18 protein-coding genes are annotated in these 19,187 nt (G+C 51.9%); 14 read left to right on the forward strand and 4 right to left on the reverse strand.

Annotated elements, in window-relative coordinates:
* Nucleotides 1-155: 155 nt before the first annotated feature.
* From Q9291_RS13655 to Q9291_RS13695, 9 genes are all read left to right on the forward strand, one after another.
* Nucleotides 156-698 carry a hypothetical protein gene (locus Q9291_RS13655; RefSeq protein WP_306390678.1) on the forward strand — a complete coding sequence of 181 codons (543 nt, stop codon included), beginning with the start codon at nt 156-158 and terminating at the stop codon, nt 696-698.
* Nucleotides 592-2,049, forward strand: coding sequence for a sensor domain-containing diguanylate cyclase (locus tag Q9291_RS13660; RefSeq protein WP_306390680.1), 1,458 nt, complete (start codon nt 592-594; stop codon nt 2,047-2,049). The genes Q9291_RS13655 and Q9291_RS13660 overlap by 107 nt, the downstream gene beginning before the upstream one ends.
* Nucleotides 2,050-2,178: 129 nt before the next feature.
* Nucleotides 2,179-2,358 (forward strand): hypothetical protein, encoded by a 180-nt coding sequence (locus tag Q9291_RS13665; protein WP_306390682.1) that lies wholly within the window; start codon nt 2,179-2,181, stop codon nt 2,356-2,358.
* A gap of 191 nt (nt 2,359-2,549) precedes the next feature.
* Nucleotides 2,550-4,061 carry a sensor histidine kinase gene (locus tag Q9291_RS13670; RefSeq protein WP_306390683.1) on the forward strand — a complete coding sequence of 504 codons (1,512 nt, stop codon included), beginning with the start codon at nt 2,550-2,552 and terminating at the stop codon, nt 4,059-4,061.
* Nucleotides 4,033-4,476 carry a response regulator gene (locus Q9291_RS13675; RefSeq protein WP_306390685.1) on the forward strand — a complete coding sequence of 148 codons (444 nt, stop codon included), beginning with the start codon at nt 4,033-4,035 and terminating at the stop codon, nt 4,474-4,476. Before Q9291_RS13670 ends, Q9291_RS13675 begins: the two co-directional genes overlap by 29 nt.
* 3 nt (nt 4,477-4,479) lie before the next feature.
* Complete coding sequence (locus Q9291_RS13680) at nt 4,480-6,219, forward strand: two-component system response regulator (protein ID WP_306390686.1); 1,740 nt, start codon at nt 4,480-4,482, stop codon at nt 6,217-6,219.
* Between the two features lie 263 nt (nt 6,220-6,482).
* A complete protein-coding gene (locus Q9291_RS13685; protein ID WP_306390687.1) occupies nt 6,483-8,807 on the forward strand; it encodes an FdhF/YdeP family oxidoreductase in 2,325 nt (774 codons plus the stop codon).
* Entirely contained in the window at nt 8,797-9,183 is a 387-nt protein-coding gene (locus Q9291_RS13690) for a hypothetical protein (RefSeq protein WP_306390688.1), read from the forward strand. Before Q9291_RS13685 ends, Q9291_RS13690 begins: the two co-directional genes overlap by 11 nt.
* 127 nt (nt 9,184-9,310) lie before the next feature.
* Nucleotides 9,311-10,762, forward strand: a complete 1,452-nt coding sequence (locus Q9291_RS13695; RefSeq protein ID WP_306390690.1) for an aminotransferase-like domain-containing protein — start codon at nt 9,311-9,313, stop codon at nt 10,760-10,762.
* 39 nt (nt 10,763-10,801) lie between these two features.
* On the opposite strand, the gene Q9291_RS13700 is transcribed toward Q9291_RS13695, so the two are convergent.
* The 3 genes from Q9291_RS13700 to Q9291_RS13710 all read right to left on the reverse strand — a co-directional run bounded on the left by Q9291_RS13700 (nt 10,802) and on the right by Q9291_RS13710 (nt 13,275).
* The gene (locus Q9291_RS13700; protein ID WP_306390691.1) at nt 10,802-11,254 is read right to left on the reverse strand and encodes a DoxX family protein; all 453 of its coding nucleotides are present in this window, start codon (nt 11,252-11,254) and stop codon (nt 10,802-10,804) included.
* A gap of 17 nt (nt 11,255-11,271) precedes the next feature.
* Nucleotides 11,272-12,933 (reverse strand): MNIO family bufferin maturase, encoded by a 1,662-nt coding sequence (gene bufB / locus Q9291_RS13705; RefSeq protein WP_306390692.1) that lies wholly within the window; start codon nt 12,931-12,933, stop codon nt 11,272-11,274.
* A 72-nt stretch (nt 12,934-13,005) separates the two neighbouring features.
* Nucleotides 13,006-13,275, reverse strand: coding sequence for a hypothetical protein (locus Q9291_RS13710; protein ID WP_306390693.1), 270 nt, complete (start codon nt 13,273-13,275; stop codon nt 13,006-13,008).
* Between the two features lie 415 nt (nt 13,276-13,690).
* On the opposite strand from Q9291_RS13710, the gene Q9291_RS13715 reads away from it, so the two are divergent.
* On the forward strand, nt 13,691-14,593 hold the full coding sequence (locus Q9291_RS13715) for a bestrophin family protein (protein WP_306390694.1): 903 nt from the start codon (nt 13,691-13,693) through the stop codon (nt 14,591-14,593).
* A 103-nt stretch (nt 14,594-14,696) separates the two neighbouring features.
* On the opposite strand, the gene Q9291_RS13720 is transcribed toward Q9291_RS13715, so the two are convergent.
* Nucleotides 14,697-15,224 carry a hypothetical protein gene (locus Q9291_RS13720; protein ID WP_306390695.1) on the reverse strand — a complete coding sequence of 176 codons (528 nt, stop codon included), beginning with the start codon at nt 15,222-15,224 and terminating at the stop codon, nt 14,697-14,699.
* A gap of 146 nt (nt 15,225-15,370) precedes the next feature.
* On the opposite strand from Q9291_RS13720, the gene Q9291_RS13725 reads away from it, so the two are divergent.
* From Q9291_RS13725 to Q9291_RS13740, 4 genes are all read left to right on the forward strand, one after another.
* Complete coding sequence (locus Q9291_RS13725; RefSeq protein ID WP_306390696.1) at nt 15,371-15,607, forward strand: DUF2789 domain-containing protein; 237 nt, start codon at nt 15,371-15,373, stop codon at nt 15,605-15,607.
* A 246-nt stretch (nt 15,608-15,853) separates the two neighbouring features.
* Nucleotides 15,854-17,089 (forward strand): M48 family metallopeptidase, encoded by a 1,236-nt coding sequence (locus Q9291_RS13730; RefSeq protein WP_306390697.1) that lies wholly within the window; start codon nt 15,854-15,856, stop codon nt 17,087-17,089.
* Between the two features lie 73 nt (nt 17,090-17,162).
* A complete protein-coding gene (locus Q9291_RS13735) occupies nt 17,163-18,017 on the forward strand; it encodes a hypothetical protein (protein WP_306390698.1) in 855 nt (284 codons plus the stop codon).
* 108 nt (nt 18,018-18,125) lie between these two features.
* Nucleotides 18,126-18,875: a tetratricopeptide repeat protein gene (locus Q9291_RS13740; RefSeq protein ID WP_306390699.1), complete on the forward strand. Its 750-nt coding sequence runs from the start codon at nt 18,126-18,128 to the stop codon at nt 18,873-18,875.
* Nucleotides 18,876-19,187 lie beyond the last annotated feature (312 nt).

Below are 19,187 nucleotides of genomic sequence, written 5' to 3' on the forward strand. Positions count from 1 at the left end.
GCATGTGTATGCAATAGCGCAAAAAACCAATCCACATCCATAGTTGCTAAGATGGATTATGTAGGTGTAGAGTTACTCATCAGGCGATCATACTGGACGCTTGACAGGGTCAGGCAGTCATCACTGGCCTGGGCTTGGATAAAAAAAGCCATCTCATGAGCATGCATAAAAAGATAATCACCCGCTTTGCCTTGGTGCAATGGATAGAGCTTGTGGTCGCGCTGACGTTACTTGGCGGCCTTGTTGCTTTCAATATTTACAATGAGCATGCACAAGTCGAAGCCAACGAACATGACCGGCTGATTACGCAGGCCAAGGTCATTTCAAAAAACATCGAATTCCAGTTTCAAGGAGCAAACCAGGCGCTGCTGGCCATTATGCAGGCAATACCGGAGTGGCAGCGCTCCCCGGAGTTAGCCACTAACCGCTTGGCCAGCATGGCAAATGTGATGCCCGGTATTCGCGGCTTCGGTGTAATCGATGCCAAAGGCACGCTGATGTATAGCAATTTTCCGCAGTATATTGGCATGAACTTCAGCCACCGCGACTACTACAAAGCGGTCAGACAATCGCCCGATGCGGAAATGCTGTATGTTTCACCGCCGTTTAAAGGCATGCGCGAATATTGTCATCAACCTGACACGCATGATCCCCGGCAAGCACGGCGAGTTTGCTGGCATCGTCACAACCACACTTGACCCTGCGTATTTCAAACCATTGTTGGCATCGGTACTTTACGCGGCAGATAGTCGAAGCTCGCTGGTACATAGCAATGGCGCACTGTTTATCAGCGCACCGGAAACCGGTATACGGCAAGGAATGAATCTGGCAGTCCCCGGCTCTTTTTTTTCCCGGCATATGCGCAGTGGCAAAGCCGTCACGGTATTTAGCGGGCAACTTTACTCCACTAGAGAGTACCGCATGATTGCGCAAACAACACTGCCGTATCATCACTTGAAGCTGAATAGCACTTTGCTGGTGGCCGTCAGCCGTGATCTGGATAGGATCTTCAAGCACTGGCGGAATAGCGCGATCATCCAGGCAAGTTGCTTTATGATTTTTAGTGTGATCTCGCTGGCAATCTTATTTTTCTACCAGCGCAGTGAGCGTAAATACGCAAAAATTGCCTCTGATGCATCCCATGTGATCTTTCAGTCTGAAAAGCTGTTTCGCTCCACCTATGACTCTGCTGCTATCGGCATGGCCCTTGTCGAACTCACCGGCCGCTTTATGCAAGCAAACCGCGCTCTGTGCCAAATTGTCGGTTTCGACGAGACCAGTTTATGCCAAAAAACCATCCAGCAAATCACGCACCACGATGACCTGCAAATCGACCAGTCACTGATGCAGGAGCTGCTGACTGGTCAGCGTGATAACTACCAGATTGAAAAGCGCTTTATTCACCACAATGGTTTTATCCTATGGACGCTACTGACTTACTCATCCCTCAAAGACGAGACCGGCGACATCTTGCACCTTGTAGTACAAATACAAGATATTACCGAATACAAGTCCCTACAGGAAAAACTGCAGGCACAAGCCAATCACGACTTTCTGACCGGACTGCCCAATCGACGCTACTTTATGGACAGAGCCAGCGACGAGCTTGCAAGATGGAATCGTTATGGCGGCTCCCTTACTTTTCTGATGATAGATATTGATCACTTCAAAAGAATTAATGACAACTACGGCCATCACGCGGGAGACAGTGTGCTGCAACGGTTCAGCGAACTATGCAAACTGCAGTTACGCGATATCGATTTAATATGTCGATATGGTGGTGAAGAATTTGCTGTGTTGTTACCCGAAACCAACCTCGAGCAAGCGCTTGAAATCGCAGAACGTCTGCGCGCAAGTACCGCCAGTAGTGCATTTACACTAAACAGTCAGCAGTCTATTCATCTGACCATTTCGATTGGTGTTGCAGTAGCACAGGGGAAGCAAGCCAGCCTAGAGCGATTACTGGTGAAAACGGATGCCGCTCTCTACAACGCCAAGCAGTCAGGACGAAACAAGGTCAGTGTTGCACCCTCCAGGGCCGCTTGTTAACCCAGCACTCGAGGGCGCCCTTTGCTGAAATATATGCTCACGTAATCGCCACGCAGATTGGTTGATTTAAACTAAACGCACACAACAAAAAGCCTGTTACAGTTAACAGCCCTACCAGGAGAACTGATCATGAACAAAGCACTGAAAGACGCAAAACTCGAAGCCCATCTGGATGCCATTGAGCAACACAAAGCCTTGCTGGAAAAACTCCACCTGAACGCCAATGAACATTTGGACCAAGTAGGAAACTCTCTGGAGCAACTGACCTTGACGCTGGAGGAGTATCTCAAACTGCTTGGCATCCCATAACGTCCGATACAAGAGTACACTATATAAAACCTGCAACAAGCGGTGACCGCATCAGCATTAAACACGTAGCGCAAACCATGCCTGCCAAAGCAGACTTAGGGCAACACATCAGGCGATGTTTTTATCAAGTGCTCTGCACCGCAACACTGTAAAAACATCAAACAAATGTTGGTTGAGGCAAAGGGGGGGTCATGCATGATGATATTGGAGATATCGAGCGCGCCAATCAGCGCTTTCGCCAGGTAGTGGAGGCAGCGCCGACCGCGATGGTCATGGTCAACAAAGCCGGTATCATCGAAATGGTCAATACGCAGACCGAACGCATTTTTGGTTACAGCCGCGTTGAACTGTTAGGCCAGCTGATCGACATCCTGCTGCCAGAACGCTTCCGCCAGCAGCACCCGCATCACCGTGCTTCGTTTTTTTCCGATCTGAGCCCACGCGCCATGGGCACCGGCCGCGATTTGTACGGCCGCCGCAAAGATGGCAGCGAGTTTCCGGTAGAAGTCGGACTCAACCCGATTGAAACTGACGATGGCGTGAAAGTACTCTCGGCCATCACTGACATTTCCGCCCGCAAGCGCATGGAAGAACGCTTCCGGCAAGTAGTTGAAGCGGCACCCAATGCGATGGTCATGGTCAACAAAGCCGGTATCATCGAAATGGTAAATATGCAGGCCGAACGCATTTTTGGTTACAGCCGCGTTGAACTGCTAGGCCAACCGATAGACACCCTGCTGCCAGAACGTTTCCGCCACCAGCACCCGCATCACCGTGCTTCGTTTTTTTCCGACCTGAGCCCACGCGCCATGGGCACTGGCCGCGATTTGTATGGCCGCCGCAAGGATGGCAGCGAGTTTCCGGTAGAAGTCGGACTCAACCCGATTGCAACCGACGATGGCGTGAAAGTACTCTCGGCCATCACAGATATTTCGGCCCGGATCAAAGCGAGTGCAAAACTGGCCGAGCACCGGGATGAACTGGAGCGCAGTAACAAAGAGCTGGCGACATTTGCCTATGTCGCATCCCATGATCTTAAATCACCATTACGTGGCATTTTTCAGATATCACACTGGATTGAAGAGGATCTCAATCATGGGCAAATGGACGCCATTCCCGGGCATATGTCCTTGTTACGCGGACGCCTGCGCAGGATGGAAAATTTGCTCGATGACCTGCTGGCCTATTCACGTGCCGGGCGTCTGGAGGGCAGTGTAAGTCAAATCGAGCTCGGCAAGCTGGCGCAAACCATTTTTGAGATGCAAACACCCCCCGAAGGGTTTACCCTTGAAGTTGCCGAAGACCTGCCCACCTTTTACACCTTGGCAACCCCTCTGGAGCAGGTACTGCGCAACCTGTTTACCAATGCAATCAAACATCACGACAGGTCACAAGGTCACATTCATCTGGACGCCCGCCTCGCCAATAAACAGTACTATGAATTCAGTGTGACGGATGACGGTCCGGGCATTTCACCAGAATATCAAGAACGGGTTTACATCATGTTTCAGACCTTGCGCCCCCGCGATGAAGTCGAAGGCAGCGGCATGGGCCTGGCGCTGGTAAAAAAAATTGTCGAGGCCTATGGCGGCTCGACCAACATTGTTTCAGACGGAAAACGAGGCTGTTCTATACGATTTACCTGGCCAATCAATATAGAAGAGAGGTTGATCCGTGCAAATCCTGCAGAAGCAAAACTATAGGGAAGTGTCACTGCTCATCGTCGACGATGACGACATTGACGCCATTGCACTGGAACGCGCATTGCGTAAATTACGACTCTTGAACACTGTATTTCGTGCACGCGATGGACGCGAGGCACTGGAATTATTGCGGTCGGGTACCGTACCGTCGCCCTATATTATCTTGCTTGACCTTAACATGCCGCGCATGAATGGACTGGAGTTTCTCGAGGTATTACGCACAGATCCGCTACTGACGCATGCGGTGGTTTTTGTATTAACCACCTCAAAATCAGATGAAGACCTGGTCGCAGCTTACCGCAAACATGTCGCAGGCTATGTGTTCAAGCAACACATGGATAGAGATTTTCTTGAGGTGATGGGCTTGATTGAGCATTATTGGCGGCTGGTGGAACTACCTGTGACAAAGGAATAAAGCATGCGACTACTACTGGTGGATGATGATGAGCTGGATAGAATGGCTGTGGTTCGTGTTTTAAAAAACCCAAATTTAGTCAAAGACATTGTGCACGCCAGTACCGCGGTGAAAGCACTGAAACTCTATGAAGAAAGTACGTTTGATATCGTCTTGCTTGACTATCGCTTACCCGATATGGAGTGTCTCGACGTGTTAAACCAACTCACGCAGCACACCGAAAAACACGCCGCCGTCGTCATCCTCACCGGCATGGAAGACAACGAAGCCATCGAAAGAAACTGTATTTTTGCTGGCGCCCAAGACTTTTTACTTAAAAAAGAGCTTTCTGAACGTCATCTCACCAAAGCACTGGTCCATGCCCAGGCACGTCATGCGCTGAATAGTAAGCTGATTGATACGCACAAACGCCTGAAATATCTGGCCGAAAATGATCCGATGACGGGGTTGTCGAACCGCTACTATTTTGAAGAGCACTTGCGTGGAGCCATTCAGCGCGCGCATCGTCTGAACTTCCAACTGGGCCTGATTTATTTGGATATCGATAACTTTAAAATGATTAACGACAGCCTGGGACATGACTCCGGCGATCAACTGTTACAGCAGATTGCGCAACGCTTGCTGGACGTGGTCCGGGAAGGCGACGTGGTATGCCGTTTGGGTGGCGACGAATTTGCAATCATCGTCCACGATCTGGAAACTGAAACCTCGGTCGGCGCGCTGTCGCAGCGTGTGATTGAAAGCGTGCGGGAGCCTATTGTCTTGAACAACACCGAGCAATTTGTCACCTGTAGCATCGGAATAGCCACTTTTCCCCGCTGTGCGACCAATGCCGAAGACATGTTGAAGCGCGCCGACCTGGCGATGTACCAGGTCAAACGTGAAGGACGCAATGGCTTTAATTTTTTCAGCGAAGTGTTGCAAGACCAGATCCTCAACCGCATTATGCTTGAAGGAGAGCTCCGTTCCGGGCGGCTGCAAAAACAACTTGTGCAATATTACCAGCCAGTGATCAACGCAAGAAATTTCCAGGTCTGTGGTGCAGAAATGCTGATGCGCTGGAACCACCCAACCCGAGGCCTGCTGCCACCCGCGGCCTTTATTGATGTGGTTGAAGAGCTCGGATTTTTGGCTGCAATTGATACCCGAAACAGAGCGCTGGCGTGCATGCAGATTGCCCAATGGCGTCAGGCTGGGCTCATCGATGCGCAATTTGTATTAGCGGTGAATGCCAGCGAACAATTGTTACGTCAAGAAAACATGCATACTGACATTCAGCGCGATATTGAACTTGCTGGTCTCTCTGGCGAATGCCTGACGATAGAAGTCACTGAAAGCGTGCTTGTTTCAGATTTAGAGAGAACTTCCCGTCTTTTAAATCGCATCAAGTCACTAGGCGTAAAGATCGCACTGGATGACTTTGGCATTGGCTACTCATCGATGTCCTATTTAAAATGGTTACCTGCTTCCATCTTAAAAGTGGATCGCTTTTTTGTACAAAACGCGCCAGAAAATGAAGCCGACAGGCGGATACTCAAAGCCATCATCATCATGGCAAAGAGCCTGGATCTCGATGTGATCGTCGAAGGGGTGGAAACGATGGAGCAAGCAACACTATGTCGTGCGCTGGGCGCAGACATGCTGCAAGGATTCCTGTTTTCGATTCCATTGTCGCCAGATGACTTTGCGGCACTTTTAAATACGCATGATCCAGCATGCTATACCCGCAACTTTCCTGCATAGCGGTCTTGGCAAAGTTCACGTTTTACAAAACAAGGCTGATCTCAAGCCGAAGGCAGCGAACAGCGTCCACTCAACGCACGCAATCACAGCACTCGCTCAGTGGCATCAAGCGTGCGCAAAAAACACTGTACCCTAAAAATTCTCCGATTCTGTATCTGGTTTGCTGGCGTTAGCTGGCTTACGATTGCAATCATCATTATTCCGCATACGCGCTGACCAGCCTTGGGCCTTAATCAGCCAGCCTTTGCAAACCATCAGGACCTATGTCGCAACCCAAAGCCTCGATCAAGCCTTATCATCACCCTGCCGCTGGCTGGGGTGCCCTGAAGCAAGTCGCCGCGCAACTCGCGCTGCAAAAAATTCCGGTCAAGGGTGTGATGACCCTGCTGGCGCAGAACCAGCCAGACGGCTTTGACTGCCCGGGCTGCGCCTGGCCGGATAAAGAACATACCTCTACCTTCGAGTTTTGCGAAAACGGCGTAAAAGCAGTGGCTGCAGAAGCCACAGCCAAGCGCGTACCGCCCGCTTTTTTTGCCAGACACACCGTGACCGAGTTGATGGGCTGGAGTGATTTTGACCTGGAAAATGAAGGCCGCCTCACCCACCCGATGCGTTACAACCCGGCTACCGACAAGTACGAAGAAGTGTCGTGGGATGACGCGTTTTCGATGATGGCCAACCATCTCAACGGATTGGCCGACCCGAATGAAGCCATTTTCTATACCTCTGGCCGCGCCAGCAATGAAGCGGCGTTTCTTTACCAGCTATTCGTGCGCGAATTCGGCACCAATAACTTCCCGGACTGTTCCAACCTCTGCCACGAATCCACCAGCATCGCCTTGCCTGCAACAGTCGGCATCGGCAAGGGATCAGTCACCTTGCATGATTTTGAGCATGCCGACACCCTGCTGATTTTCGGCCAGAACCCGGCCACCAACCACCCGCGCATGCTGGGCGAGTTGCGTGAAGCCGCCAAGCGCGGCGCGCGCATTGTGGCGATCAACCCCTTGAAAGAGCGTGGCCTCGAGCGTTTTGCCGACCCGCAAAGCCCGTTCGACATGCTGTCATTCAAGGGCAGCCAGATCAGCAGCCTGTTTATCCAGCCCAAACTGGGCGGCGACCTGGCCCTGATCAAAGGCATGATCAAGTTTGTCATCCAGTGGGATGACGAAGCGATCCAGCACGGCACCGAGCGGGTGGTGGATGTGGCATTCATCGCCGAGCACACCCGCAATTTCGAAGCGATTGCCGCCGATGCGCGCCAGGAAAGCTGGGCAATGATTGTCGAGGAATCTGGCGTACCACTGGCGCAGATTGAAGAAATCGCCCGTATTTACGCCACCGGCGACCGCGTGATTGCCACCTGGGGCATGGGCATTACCCAGCACAAACATGGCGTGGCCACCATCAAGACGCTGGTCAATTTAATGCTGTTGCGCGGCAATATCGGCAAGGAGGGCGCAGGCCTGTGCCCGGTGCGCGGCCATAGCAATGTGCAGGGCAATCGCACGGTCGGCATATATGAAAAGATGCCGATTGAGTTTCTCGAGAGTCTGGAACGCGTATTTGACATCCGCGTGCCCAAAACCCCGGGCTACGACGCCGTCGGCGCGATTGAAGCGATGATCGCAGGCAAGGTTAAATGCTTCTTTGGCCTGGGCGGTAACTTTTCGATTTCCACCCCCGATACCGACCGCACCTGGCAAGGTATGCGCAATTGCGAGATGACTGCGCACGTCACCACCAAGCTGAACCGCAGCCACCTGGTCCATGGCACACAAGCCTTGATATTGCCCTGTCTGGGCCGCACCGAGATCGATACGCAAGCCAGCGGCCCGCAAGGCGTGACGGTCGAAGACTCGATGAGCATGGTGCATGTCTCCTTCGGCATGAACAAACCGGCTTCGCCACAGCTGCTTTCCGAGCCCGCCATCGTCGCCCGCCTGGCACAGGCTACGCTCAGGCACAGCAAAACCCCGTGGCTGGCACTGATCAGAGATTACAGTAAGATCCGCGACCTGATCGAGCGGACTATGCCAGTGGCGTTTAAAGACTATAACGAACGTATCAAGCGCCCTGGCGGTTTCCGCATGCCGGTGCCATCCAGCGAGCGTATCTGGAACACGCCGTCGGGCAAGGCCGAGTTCACTCTACAGGCGATTCCAAGCAATTCGCCTATCCATCAGGCCCGCGCACACTATGGCAACCAGTTGTTTGTGCTGATGACCACGCGCTCGCATGACCAGTACAACACCACCATTTATGGCATGGATGACCGCTATCGCGGCGTGTTTGGCCAGCGCCGTGTCATTTTCATGAACCCTGAAGATATCGCGCGCCAGGGTCTTCAAGCTGGTGACTGGATCAACCTGATCAGCGTCTGGCAGGACGGCGTCACCCGCCGTGCCGACAAGTTTCTGGTCGTGTCTTACGACATTCCGGCGGGCTGCCTGAGCGGCTACTACCCCGAAACCAACAACCTGGTGCCTCTGCAAAGCGTGGCTGATGATTCACGCACACCGACCTCCAAGTCAATTCCGGTGATCATTGAAAAAACCACTGCACCCGAGGTGGCTCATGCTGCTTGAGCACGATGAGGCACTGGCAAGCCTGTTTACTACAGAGCCTACACTGGCAGCCACTGAGCCGGGGGCGTCTGGCCAGGCATCGGCTGAGTTGCTATCGGCTGAGTTGGTATCCGCCGAATGCATGCCGCTGGACCCTGGCGCAGTCATGCTACTGAGCATTCTGGAATGTTTGAATGCCGAGCACGCGCAGGGTCGCGCCCAGGTTTCACTGGCCGCCCTGTGCAAACGGCTGGAACTGCGCATGAGCACCCTGCAACGCCTGATGACCGCGCTCAGTGAACAGGCGCTGGTGCACGTGCATATCCACAAAGAACGGCTGGTTGCCAGCCTGACCGCCGAAGGCGCGGCAGTCGCCCTGGCCTTGCAGTCGGCCTGAACACGCTTCACCCCAAGCAAGACACCAGTCCAACTGTTAGCCACATCAGCGCAGGCGGCATGCACGGATCAGGCATCGCTACCGTATAATGGCAGGTATCTAAGACACCCTCCCAGCTTGGCCACCCATGAAGCTTTATGTCTCGTTTGCTGCCCGCATACGCGCAATGATCGATGAAGGCGTATTACGGCCGGGAGAAAAAATTTTCTCGGTGCGGCAAGCCAGCCAGAAATACGGGCTCAGTATCAGCACCGTATTGCGCAGCTACCTGTTGCTGGAGCAAGAGGGCGTGATCAGCAGCCATCCGCAATCCGGCTATTACGTCACACCGCGCAAGCGCCTGCAACAAAAGCCCACCTCGCCACTGGCCAAAGACCTCAACCTGTCCGAAGTGGATGCCAGCAAGTTAGTCCTCACTACGCTTAAATCCATCCGCGAATTTGGCACCGTCCCGCTGGGCTCACCGTTCCCCGATCCGCAGCTGTTCCCGCTGCGCAAAATTCACCAGTATGAAAAAGCCCTGACTGACGACGCAGGTGAATGGGGCGTACTGAGCGACCTGCCCCCTGGTAACGAAATGCTGCGCCAGCAGATTGCGCGCCGCTACCTGGCCAATGGCATGGATGTGTCGCCGGACGAGATTGTGATCACCCACGGCGCCACCGAAGCCATTACCCTCTGTCTGCAAGCCGTGGCCAAAGCGGGCGATACCATTGCACTCGAATCCCCCGGCTATTACGCGCTGGCACATACTGTGGAACGCCTGGGCATGAAAGTGGCTGAACTGCGCACACATCCCAATACCGGCATCGAGCTCGATGCCTTGCGCGCGATGACTGACAATGTGCGCATCGCTGCCGTCATCCTCACCACCAATTTCCAGAACCCGCTGGGCTTTGTCATGCCCGACTCCAAAAAACAGGCCCTGGTAGCTTTTCTTGCCGAGCAGAATATCCCGCTGATTGAAGACGATGTCTACAGCGAGCTCTACTTCAGCGAGCACCCGCCGCTACCTGCCAAAGCCTATGACCGCACAGGCATGGTGCTGCATTGCGCATCGTTTTCCAAATCGCTGGCACCGGGTTACCGTGTCGGCTGGACCAGCGCCGGACGTTACCGCCAGGAAGTCGAGCGCCTGATGTTTCTCAACAGCCTCTCGCTCACTTCGGCGCCACAAATTGCCATTGCCAAGTTCATGCAGCGCGACAGCTTCGAGCAGCACCTCAAGCAATTACGCCACACGCTGCGTTCCAATTACGTGCTGATGCGCAATGTGATTGAGCAAAGCTTCCCGGCAGGGTCACAGCTCTCGGTGCCGCAAGGTGGCTATGTGATCTGGGTTAAACTCCCCCCCAGCATTGATGCCCTCGCACTCTATCGCGCGGCGATTGACAACGGCATCACGGTCGCCCCCGGCACCATCTTCTCGCGCAAAAAAGAATTCACCCATTACATCCGACTCAACTTCAGCCACCTGTGGACGCTTGCGATTGAACAGGCCGTGCGTGAGGTGGGTGCGCTGGCCTGCGCCATGCTGACTGCAAACCCATCCACGCAGGAAACCACCCCGGACGCGTGAGGGCAGTGCCCAGATAGCCTTTTTTCTGTCCAGACGGCTTTATTTGTTTGCGTACATCCGCTCCAGCAGATAATCCAGCGAAGCCTGGCCTGCGCCGCAGATGGCCAGCCAGGTAAACACGGCAAAGTAAGTGGCCTCTTCAAACCCGAGCAGGGTTTCCAGCGAGTCAACGTCCGACAGTTTTGCCGAAATAATCGCCACCACCATCACCACGGCCAGTGCGCCCCCGCAAATTCGGGTCATCAGCCCCAGTATCAGGCCAAGCCCGCCCAGAAACTCCCAACCCGAGACAAAAGGCGTCATGAACTCTGGAAAGGGAATGCCCCAACTCTCAAAATTTTCAATAATCGCTGGCAGATTATTCAGCTTGCCCCAGCCGGTGAGCATAAAGGTGTAACCCACCACCACGCGGGCGACCAATGGGCCCAGCCATTCAAAATGTGCGGCCACTTGCTTGGGCCAGGCAATCAATCCATCAAATAAAACACGCATCTTTTTTCTCCTGTTGTTTATGGGGGGGGGTCTGCCGCATCCGTTGCGGCCAGCAACCCGTTTCTCATCCACTTCGAAAAATAGTCCAGCACTTTTGGGCCATCCGCCGCATCCATTACCGAGAGCGCCTCGCCCACTGTGGCACCATTAAACAATGCCGTTAACAGGGCAAATTCCTGCGCCTCTAGCGTCATGCGCCACACCACATCTTCATGCCGAAACACCACCAGAGACTCGTCAGCATGCTCGACTGTCACTGCTGGCACCTCATCCATCACCGCCTGGTAATAGGCGTTGACTGCATGCTCAAACCGAACCAGCGCCAGGGCAGCCCTGGGGCGCAGTTTCAAATCCATCAGGCTTTCCGCAGTGAGTCCCTGTAATTGGGAGACCTCGAGCACCGCGGTTTCAGGCGGGTCTGTCATTTGCGCCACCAGGGTTTCCAGCTGACACAGTCCGTGGGCAAAACGATCATCCGGTAAATAGGTTTTTATGAACGCGGGTAGCTTGAGGGCAAACCGGCCAATATTGAAATGCTCCGGTTGCACCGCTGCAATAAATTCATTCAGCAGTTGGGTAAACACCGGCTGCGTCAGGTAATGCGCCAGTACCGCATAATCTTCCGCCACCACGTCAAACAAACGGTAACGGTAGGCATCGGCATACACCGACAGCTGCGCATGTGGCGCAAAATCGGCCTTGGCACGTATCCACGTGGCTGGCAGGCTGTCAAAGCGATCGCCCAACACAATGGCCTGCTGCAATCGGGTCTGCGCATGCATCAGAGGCATATCCGCTGGCCGGGCAATATCCTCAACGGGCCGAACTGTTTGCGGCAGCACATGGTCAGCCGCGTGACGGGCGGCCAGCCGCGCCTTGTCCAGTTCGGCGAGCAGCACCGGAAATTCCGGGATATGGTCATCCCACTCAATCATGGTGTTGGGTACTCGCCCGGCACGGTGCACCACATGTTTGTACAGCGCCCACACGGCATCGGTCACATGGTCATCATGGGTATCTACGATATGGGTTTCTTTATTTCGATGCCCGGAAAGGTGAATCTGGATCACGCGCTCCAGTGGCAAGGCATCGAGGTATTTCTGGGCGTCCAACCGGTGGTTGTAGCAGCTCACATAGACATTGTTCACGTCGAGCAGCAAATGGCAGTCAGCCGCCTGAGCCATCGCCGCAATAAATTCAGCTTCCGGGATCGTCGAGTGCTTGAACTCCAGGTAGGTGGACGGGTTTTCAAGGGCAATTCTGCGCCCCAGCCTGTCCTGCACCTGGCGGATACGCTGCACGATATGCTTGAGCGATTCTTCCGTATAAGGCAGTGGCAGCAAATCATGGGTATTCTTGTGGGCTACACCTGTCCAGCACAGATGGTCCGACACCCAGGCCGGTTGCACCCAGTCGATCAGCGCCTTCAGCTTGGTCAGATATTCAGAATTAAGCGGGTCTACATTGCCAATCGACAGTGATACCCCATGCATCACAATCGGATACAGCTCTTTGATACGCGCCAGATTGCGTTTCGGCTTGCCATCGGTATCCATAAAGTTTTCCGAAATAATCTCAAACCAGTCCACCTGTGGCTGGTGTTCAAAAATAAACGGATAATGCGTGGGCCTGAGGCCCAGTCCAAAACCCAAAGTGGGCAGAGGGTTGGTCAGTTGCATGACAGCTAGCTCCTTTCAAAACAGCAGGGCCACTGCCCCGCCGCCTTGATGCTATTCAATAAAATGAACAGATTATTTGCTGCTATCCGTTGCGCAAGACCCTTTGCCTTTACACGCATTTTTGCCATCACCGCCCTGACCTTTGCAGGCGTTATGGCCTTTGCATGCATGCTTCTCTTTGCCGTCTGCAGTTTTACAGTTGGCCTTCTCCATCTTGGCGTTATCCTTGCCGCTACAGCCGGACTTGCCTTCATCACCAGCAAAAGCGGGGGCAGCGCTCATTACAGTCGCGGTGAACAGACCTAACAATGCTGCGGTCGCCAATTTTTGAGTGTTTTTCATACGATCTCCTAAAGGAATAAATTAAAAATTAAACAGAAAATTTGTCCTGCACCCTTTAGTCGAACCAAACAAATACCCCTTACATCCTTTTTTAAAAAAATTTAGAAAAGACTTTTGCACTAAGCAAAGTAAATCCTGAAAACGCATCCTTTAGCCATCCTCGCGCAGTGTTTTAGCAGGCAATGCGCGCAAAGCGGAGATTCATATGAGTGAGTGATTAAAATGGATTCCCGCTTGCGCGGGAATGACGGGTATTTGGTTATTTTCTCAACAATAGTCGCTTTTTTAATGGGTGCAAAAGTCCCTATAAATAATATTCAGCCGGTGTTGGCGCGGGGCGAACAAGCCTGGTGCAGACTTACCTGACGGTATGCAACGAATTCGTCAGGCTATCGGAAAGGGTAATCGCCTCGCCATGTTAAACTCATGCCTGTTTCTAAACGCATCGCATACCATGATTCAATACAACCCCAAAGACTGGATAATTTTCATCTTCCGTTTTCATGAGTCGGATACCTTCCGGCGGCTCATCCCCATGATGATTTTCATCGGGCTGTACGCGGGTGGCATTGCCTATCTCGAAATAGAATATTGGAAACTGGCTGATAGCAGCCATGTGAAAAACCTGTCACTCATTCATACTACCGTCGGCTTTGTCTTGTCATTATTGCTGGCCTACCGGACCAACACCGCTTATGACCGCTGGTGGGAGGGTCGAAAAGCCTGGGGCGGTCTGGTCAATAACAGTCGCAACCTCGCGCTCAAACTGTCCGCTTACCTGACTGACGACAATGACCGCGCATTTTTCAGAAAAATCATCCCGGCCTATGCCGCTGTACTGTCGAAACATCTGTTGAATGAAGATGTCAGCAAAATGCTGTTCGAAGGTCTGGATCTCGAAATTGATCACCATAAACACCACCCCAACCAGGTGGCCAAACGCCTGTTTCAAAAAGCCAACGCACTCTACACCACAGGCAAAATCAGCGGCGACCAGTTTTTTATCATCAACGAAGAACTGAAATCATTTACTGACGTATGCGGCGTATGTGAACGTATTAAAAATACGCCTATCCCCTATTCATACAGCGCGTTTATTAAAAAATTCATCTTCTTCTACGTGATCACCCTGCCGTTTGGCTTCGTATTTAGCCTGGGGTATTACGTGATCCCGGTCGTGGTATTTATTTTTTACGTACTCGCCAGCCTGGAACTGATTGCCGAAGAAATTGAAGACCCGTTTGGCACGGATACCAATGATTTGCCCACGCCCAAAATGGCCGCCAATATTAAAAAGCACGTGGAAGAACTGCTGTAACCACAAACTATTGAGTACACAGTAAAAAAGCCGCACATGGCGGCTTTTTTACTCTGAAACGAGAGGTTGCAAGCGCAAAACCCCGTCCATTTATTCTTTAAAACTATTTAAGCGTACTCGATGAAAGTTGTTGAATAAACGCCTTAATGTTTTCCTGAATGGACTTTTCATTCGCAATTTTCAATCTTGTAATGGCCACAAAAGCATCAGAGGTGGTGGCTGTACCCGTCGCGACGATAGGAAACACCTTCTCCACGCCTTCACCGGCCACTTTGTAGTTCACCGTAGAAACTACATCAAAGGTCAACCCGAACACCGGCTGCTTTAATGAAACCAGCTCGGCGTCAATTTTATACTTGCCTGCAGAACCCTCAGGCCCGGATAACCCGGACAACGCTAGAGACTCTTTTAATGCAGCTTCAAAATTTTCATTACTCACCTGTGAAGTCCAAAATGGATTGGTCGCTTTTCCGCCAGCCACCGTATTCACCACAAACTTACCCTTTTGCTCAGCACTCACCTGGCTCACGGGGCTCACAATCATCGCCTGCTTGTTTGCAGGCGCCGCAGCACAACCACTCAATACAGCCAGTACTAACAGTGTAGAAACTCGTTTTATTATTTTAGACATGCAATATCCTGATTATTTAATGTAAAGTCAAAGCTTCGAAAAGCCACCAAAACTGCGTTAAGGATTATACATACATTTACAATTCCTACCGAGGTCAGATTTGCCCGCGCTGGATTGCTTCGTATAACGACCAAGGAGTCAGTCTCATGGAAGCTTCATTACACACCCTTAATAACCTGTTCGCACAACTCGGCTTACCCGCCACTGATGCCGAGATCGACAGCTTTATTCAAACGCACAGCCATTTAGCTAGTTATATCTCACTGGCCGACGCGCCTTACTGGGCACCCGCACAAGCCACCTTTTTGCGTGAAGAGATTTTGAAAGACGCCGACTGGGCGGAGGTGATAGATCAGCTGAATGCCAGGTTACATACAAAATAAATTGAAGCCCTGTCCCATCAAAAGCCGCTATTTGTGGCTTTTGTTATTTTGAAATGTGGCGTTTCAAGAACGGGGCTAATCAACCTTCACGCCTCGTGAGGGTTGAATTTTCACTGAATGTATTTATAGTTGTTTAAAAATATAAAAGGCTCAAAAATGAAAGCTATTTTAGTGGGGTGTCTTCTTGGTTTATCCACGCTTCTCTCAGGCTGCGTCACCAACAATATGACGGGGAGATCACAATTGATGATCGTGTCTGAAGATGCGGCCATCAATAAAAGCTCCTCACTGTACAGCTCGATGATCAGCGCGTATGACAAAGATAACAAGATCAGTGCAGATGCTGTCGAGAATGAGCGTGTGCAACAAATCACCAACCGGCTGGTTGAACGGGCCGTTTTGTATAAGCCGGAATCGCAAAAATGGAAGTGGCAAGTGAATGTGATTGCGTCGGAAGAGATCAATGCCTTTTGCATGGCCGGTGGAAAAATGGCGGTATATACGGGTCTGCTGGAAAAAGTGAAACCGACAGATGATGAACTGGCGCAAGTCATGGGCCACGAAATTGCACACGCACTGGCTAACCACACCGCAGAAAAAATGTCGGTGGACATCCTGACCAAAATCGCCGTCGCGACTGCCACGGTTGCCGTTGCCGCCGCGAGTAACGGTTCTCAACAACAAAATAATAACAATGTGCAAACAGCCAACCAGTTAGCCATTCTTGCCGGGGGCGCCTTTGTCACATTGCCTAACAGCCGGGGCGCAGAAACTGAAGCCGACAAACTCGGTATCGAAATTGCAGCACAGGCAGGTTACCACCCGGCGGCCTCAGTGACCTTGTGGGAAAAAATGATGGAAGCCACCGGCAACAAAAGCAAAGGTGATTTTTTAAGCACACACCCTTCCCCGCCCAACCGCATCGAAGCACTACAAGCCCTGCAAGCGCCGATGCTGAAGATTTATGAAACAAGATTGCCGGTGTATGCCGATTACACCCCTGAGTATATTTATGTACGCACCGCCAAAAATGACTGGCTGGAAAACACCTCCAATGTCAGGGTGATTGAAGAAGGCAAATCCAGCCTGATAGACCCACCAGCGATAGACGCCAGCAAAGCCATCGCTTTTTATTCCAGCGACTTTGAAGCCTTTAAGGCCGGTACGCTAGAAATGCAATGTGAAACCTGTGGGCTCAAGTTTTATATGAATCAAAGTGACTTAAAAGGGCTGCACAGCAAACAAGACTGGAGAGGCTTGGTGCATAAAGTCACTCATATCAACTACATGTTTGATCTCTCCTATTACTATCTGGCGCAGGCCGCATATGGCATGCAGAATAATGCGGCTGGCGATATGTATATGGCAAAAGCGCGCGCATTGGCAAAAACCGATAAATACGCATGTGCCACGGCCAAGATGAATAAATGTGGTGAAATCAAAATCAGCGAAGAGTCTACAGTGTCCGAGGTTGCACATTAATTCCGAACCAATCTTTAACCTTGTAAATCTCGAAGGCAGATCGCACGCCAATGATTCAATGTGAGTCAAACACATGACCTACGATTTCACCTTGCCGCCTGCATACACAACTGCGCGCCTACAAAATTTAAGCGTGTCCGAGCAAACCCGGCTGCTGCCACAAGTATTTGCACTTGCCAGAGCACAGTACCCGGAGTGGCCTGCCGAGCAATTAGCAAACTGGCTGGCTGGCTTGGCAGGCGGTAATGCAAACGGCACCAGAATGGCCGTCTCGTTGGTGCTTGATGCACAGGGCGAAGTGGCCGCCACCAGCGCAATGGAGCTGTATTGCAATGGCACGGCCATGATCAATTACAGTCTTGCCCGCAAAAATTCTGATAATGCGGGGGCCCTGATCTACGCCGCGACCAAAGACATGGTTGCGGGCATTAAAGCGCTGCAAGCACGCGGTGAAACCATCCATTTTGTGGGCAAAGAGCACCATTTACAAAGCCTGCGCGCAATTGCAGGCTATTATGCAGCAGGTCAGGTGCCGATTGATGGCCCGACATCACTGCTCACACGTGCGGTGAAATATTTTGAAGTGGCCTATGGTGACCCGGCAGAAGTAGAAAACCAGTCCAGGATCGCGCATGCATTTACGCTGGCTGACCCCAAAGCTGGCTACTCCCGGGAGGAAGATGTGCACCTGTGGCTGCTGGGCGACTTTACCCCCAGCGCGCCGAACAAACCCCTTGCCGAATCGCTGAGGGCGCTGGCACAAACCTACGCCAAAGAGCACAGCATCTTCCGCGAGAAAGATGTCCGCCTGGACCCCGGTTATCGTTCACTACACCAGCTGGCGGACCACATGCCAGCAACCGCCACCTATCAACAAGCCGTACAAGCCTCATCGCGTGGTGCAGCCCAATGGATGGGGTTAGTTTGATTAAGCATTAAACTGTATGGACGAACATGAATAAAGCACTCATTGAAACCTATCGGGTCTGATCCTATGGATTTCGATTCACACCACAACACGCAAGGAACAACAGCCATGACACAAGCAGGGAACATGATTTGGGCGGGATTATTATCCAGAACGATAGCCACCGGGTTGATGCTATTGACGCTGTGTGCGGCCAGTCTGGCGCAGGCAAACACCTTAGAAGAAGCCAAACAAAAGCTCTCACAAAAAGACTATGCCGCCGCCCACGCCATTTATCTGTCCCTCGCCAATCAAAACGATGCCAAAGCCTGCTACAACCTGGGCCTGATGTCCCAGAACGGCGATGGTGTGGCCAAAAGCATGGATGAAGCGGTCAAGTGGTACACAAAATCGGCAGATTTAAATTATAAAGAGGCGCAGTACACGCTGGGGTCATTGGTGTTTCAGCGTATGATTCAGAGCATCAGCTACCCGCAGGCGGTGGCCTATTACGCGCAAGCGGCCACGCAAGGGCATGTGAAATCACAACTCAATTTAGGCATGCTGTATTTGCGGGGTGAGGTGATTGCGCAAGACATGCCTGCTGCGGTGAAATGGTTAAGCTTGGCCGCGAGTCACAACAATAGTGAAGCCCAAGGCTATCTGGGCGAGCTTTACCAACAAGGGGCAGGGGTGGAACAAAATACCGTCAAGGCCGCCATGTGGTTAATGCTGGCGACGCAAAACGAAGACAAACGCTTTATCCATCGCCACACCAAAATGCTCAGTTATCTTTCCGCACAAATGACAGAGGCGCAAAAAACCTCTGCCACCCAACTGGCAGCGCAGTGTAAAAGCCAACAATTGCAGGGGTGCTAAGTGCGTTGCACTGATTAAATCCATCGAGTATGTCTCTTGGTTTCGGGATAATAAAAAAGCCGCGATTTGCGGCTTTAGTTTATGTGCAAATGCTGCTTTGCAAGACACCGTATGGTGTTTCTATATCTTCATAACTCAGCGTTCAGAAAACCAGACCCTGAAGTCACGTATGCAACATGCCACATATCTAGTCTAGACCTCGTATCATGTCATTGCTGAACAAAAATCTCCGACAAGCCTTACACTATTGCCTGTGATTGAGTCAGCTGAGTCGAGTGACATCGGCTAGACTTTAGGCCAATAATATCAAAG

The organism is Methylophilus aquaticus (assembly GCF_030769565.1).
Taxonomy (GTDB): Bacteria; Pseudomonadota; Gammaproteobacteria; order Burkholderiales; family Methylophilaceae; genus Methylophilus; species Methylophilus aquaticus.